This is a genomic window from Cereibacter changlensis JA139 (genome assembly GCF_003034985.1).
Classification (GTDB): Bacteria; Pseudomonadota; Alphaproteobacteria; order Rhodobacterales; family Rhodobacteraceae; genus Cereibacter; species Cereibacter changlensis.
Window position 1 is genome coordinate 1 of sequence record NZ_PZKG01000246.1, and the last position, 3,193, is coordinate 3,193.

Annotated in this window: 5 protein-coding genes; 1 reads left to right on the forward strand and 4 read right to left on the reverse strand. The window is 69.4% G+C overall.

The features are described 5' to 3' along the window. The 4 genes from C5F48_RS22655 to C5F48_RS22670 all read right to left on the reverse strand — a co-directional run. The coding region (locus C5F48_RS22655; protein WP_107665980.1) for a gp436 family protein at positions 1 to 312 on the reverse strand (312 nt) is incomplete at its 3' end. 31 nt (positions 313 to 343) lie between these two features. Then, positions 344 to 697: an HI1506-related protein gene (locus tag C5F48_RS22660; protein ID WP_107665981.1), complete on the reverse strand. Its 354-nt coding sequence runs from the start codon at positions 695 to 697 to the stop codon at positions 344 to 346. 14 nt (positions 698 to 711) lie between these two features. After that, positions 712 to 1,635 (reverse strand): Mu-like prophage major head subunit gpT family protein, encoded by a 924-nt coding sequence (locus tag C5F48_RS22665; protein ID WP_107665982.1) that lies wholly within the window; start codon positions 1,633 to 1,635, stop codon positions 712 to 714. Positions 1,636 to 1,641: 6 nt separating this feature from the next. Next, entirely contained in the window at positions 1,642 to 2,604 is a 963-nt protein-coding gene (locus C5F48_RS22670) for a phage protease (protein ID WP_170139777.1), read from the reverse strand. Between the two features lie 354 nt (positions 2,605 to 2,958). On the opposite strand from C5F48_RS22670, the gene C5F48_RS22675 reads away from it, so the two are divergent. Beyond that, positions 2,959 to 3,141 carry a hypothetical protein gene (locus tag C5F48_RS22675; protein ID WP_107665984.1) on the forward strand — a complete coding sequence of 61 codons (183 nt, stop codon included), beginning with the start codon at positions 2,959 to 2,961 and terminating at the stop codon, positions 3,139 to 3,141. The last annotated feature ends 52 nt before the right edge of the window (positions 3,142 to 3,193 follow it).

The following is a 3,193-nucleotide window of genomic DNA, read 5'->3' on the forward strand; positions in this document are numbered from 1 at the left end:
GCCGTCGGCGATCTTCGACAGCACCGCCAGCGCGTCCTCGTAGCGCCGGCGGTGCTCGTCGCTCGCCACATCGGCCGAGAGCGCCAGCCGATAGAGCGCGATGTCGACGCAGAGCTGCACCAGGTGGGAAGGCACCATGGGGAGCGGCAGGGTGTAGCGACGGGCGAGATAGGTCTCCATCTCGCCCGTGGCCATCAGCAGCGCCCGGTCCACCGCCGCCATGTCGGGGTCGCCGTCACGGTCATGATCGGCCACGACCAGGGCGTTCTGGCCGTAGAGTTCGGTGATGTCGGCGGCAGTGGCGTAGGACATGGGGGCGGTTCCGTTGAGGAGGGCGCGGGGCTTACTTCGCCTGGGCGGCGGCCCAGGCCTGATCGCGGAGCGCGGCCGAGATCTTCACCCCCGGCAGCAGGGCGCGCAGCGCGTCGAGCTTCGGCTTGCCGGCGGCGTCGAACTCCTCCGGCGCGAGCTGGGCGAAGGCCGAGGCCAGCGCGGCGGCGGCCTCGGTCTCCACCGCCTCGGATGCCTCGCCGGCGTCCACCGGCTCGACCTTCAGGAGCGGGTCGCCCGCGATGGCGGCCCATTGCGCCTCCTCGAGCTCGCCCTGCTCGACGAGGACGCCTTCGGCGGTCCAGCGCCGGCCGCAGCGGTAGCGGCCCTCGGGTTGCGTGGCGCGGATGCGCAGCATCTGGGTCATGGTCCGATCCTCCCTCACACCAGCCAGGGGCTGACGATGACCTCGACAGCCTTGTAGTTCGGGTTCGAGTTGCCGCCGTCGATCAGCATGGCCTCGAAGAGGGCGCGGGCCGCGGCCTCGTTGTCGGGCGAGACCAGGATGACGCTCGGGTTGATGCCGAGCGGGCGGCCGCCGTCGGCGGTGAACTTGCGCATGGCAAGGCGGGCCGCGGCGAAGTTCGCCGCCGTCAGCGCCGCCTTCGAGCAATAGGCCATCTGCCAGAAGGCGAAGCCCGCGTTGCAGCGGTAGCGGACGCCGTACTGGTAGAGATCGGCGGTGAAGACCTTGTCCGAGGTGGCGGGGTTGGTCTTGGTCTCGAACTCGGGCTTCGTCCGCTCCTGGAAGATGATCGGCCGCAGCGGCTTGCGGGTGTCCAGGAGATACCAGGCCGGCCCCGGCGCGCCGCCGCCGGCGTTGTAGTTCGACACGGTCGCCGCCGCGCCCGTGCCGTCGACGTTCGGATAGACCGGGTGATCGACATCAAAGAAGTTCTGCCCGTCGAAGCAGAGCGAGGTCGGGCCGGCGGCGAGGAGCTGGGCGATCAGCCGGTCGGGATGCTGGGCCGCCTCCTGGCCCATGGAGGCGGCGAGCGGGGCGTAGACCCCGACCTGGTCATCCTCGATGGCGACGCGGGGCACGCCCACCGAGCCCTCGTAGAGCTTGTTGGTGATCTGGTAGCCCGAGGCCTTCATGTCCTTCAGGACGCGGTCGCCGACCCATTCGCGCAGCGCGGGGAAGTCGCCGAGCCAGCCATAGGTGTTCGAGGCGGTCGAGGAGGGCACGGTGGTCGAGATCCGCTCGAAGACGCTCTCGGCGCGCATCGCCTTGTAGGCGTCCTCGTAATTCTTCTTCAGCGCGGTGTTGAGCGCCGCGAGCACGGCGGCGGTGATGATCGACATCGGGGCTTACTCCTTCTTCGCGAGCGCGAAGGCTTCGGGGGTCATGTTGAACTGGCGGCACATCGCCAGCTCCTCGGCGGTGAGCGCGGGCTCCGCGCCCGGCGGATCCTTGCGGTCGGCCCCGCTCGGCGCGGTGATCGCAGGAGCCGAGCCGATCATGGCGCGGAAGCGCTCGAGCCCGCCCTCGGCGCGGCAGGAGGCGAGGTGATACTCCTTCGACGCCGGGGCGATCTTGCCGGCGGCGACGGCGGCCTCGACCGCGCCCAGGATCTCGGCCTCGGCCCGGGTCTTGGCCTCGGTCTCGAAGTCAGCGATCCGGTTCAGCGCCAGCTGGTGATCGGCGCGCGGCACGAAGTGCTCCGGATCGGGATGGGCGGCGGCGTTCAGCGCGGTGGTCTTCGCCACCTGCAGCTGGTTGATGGCGACCACGGCGTCGGCCGCGGTGGCGTCGGGTTTGAGGCCGAGGGCTTCAAGCACAGCCTTGTCCATGGAAAGGGTCTCCGTCTCGGGTTGGGCGGCGTTCAGAGCCGCGAGATGCAGGTTGGGATTGTTGGTGAGCCCGGCCGAGACCATGGCGAGCACCGCCTTCGTCGCGGGATCGAAGCGGAACACCGGGCTCAGATAGCGATAGGCGCGGGAGGCCACGGCGTTGGCCCCGTCGGCGTTCCAGTCGACCCGGCCCCAGAGCGCGCCGTTCCGCGCCTCCACCGCCTTGATCCAGCCGACGGCCGGCGCGGGCTCGCCGCGTCCGCCCTTGATCTGGGTGGCGTGTTCGAAGTCGACGGGGAGATCCGCGCCATGGGCGGCGAAGGCGGCGACCAGGCGCTCGGGATCGGCCATGGTCCAGCGCCGCCCGTCGCGGCCCTCGACCGCGGGGCCGGCGGGAACGAGCTGCACCCAGTCGGGGGCTGCGGAGCCCTCGACGTTGAGGGCAAGGCCGGAAAGCTGGAGGAAGGATGCGTTCGCCATGCCCGATACATGGCGGATCGCGCGACCCGGATCGCCCTCGACCATGTTCAGGGCGGGCGGAAGGGCGCCAGTGCGATCCGGGGGGGTGCCGCTCCGGGGCGGATCGCCTGAGCGGGCCGCTGAGGGGCCTTGTGGTCCGAGCCTAGCGGTTCTCCGTCAGATCGCCAAGCTGCCTTGTAGACCCCTTTAAGTACCCTTTAACGGCGAAGTTCGGGGCGAGGGGTCGGTGCGGTTTGGCGCTGGCGGCTGAGGGGGTCGGAAAGAGGGGGCATCTTGCCGCTTTGACGGCCCGTAGTCTATCTCATTGATCGTAGAGATCGCATCCTGGGAGGGGTCGAAGATGAAAGATCGATTGTGCGCATCATTCTCGTCATCACTGCAAGCGTACTCGTCGTGATTACCGCGGGAGTGGTGGGTCTGCTCCATGGCGGCTGGTCGGGGATGTCGACCTCGGCCTTCGTGACCTTCGCCCTGATCTACGTCCTCGGGATCTCTTTGCTTCTCGCCCGCGCCGGTGACGGAACGGACGACGACTGATCTTCGGATGCATGTGCCCGGTTGTTGCCGTTGAAGGCGGGACAAGGTGCGG

Coding starts and splice junctions, on each gene's coding strand:
- C5F48_RS22665 (WP_107665982.1), bottom strand. CDS start 1,635: ATGTCGATCATCACCGCCGCCGTGCTCGCGGCGCTCAACACCGCGCTG.
- C5F48_RS22660 (WP_107665981.1), bottom strand. CDS start 697: ATGACCCAGATGCTGCGCATCCGCGCCACGCAACCCGAGGGCCGCTAC.
- C5F48_RS22670 (WP_170139777.1), bottom strand. CDS start 2,604: ATGGCGAACGCATCCTTCCTCCAGCTTTCCGGCCTTGCCCTCAACGTC.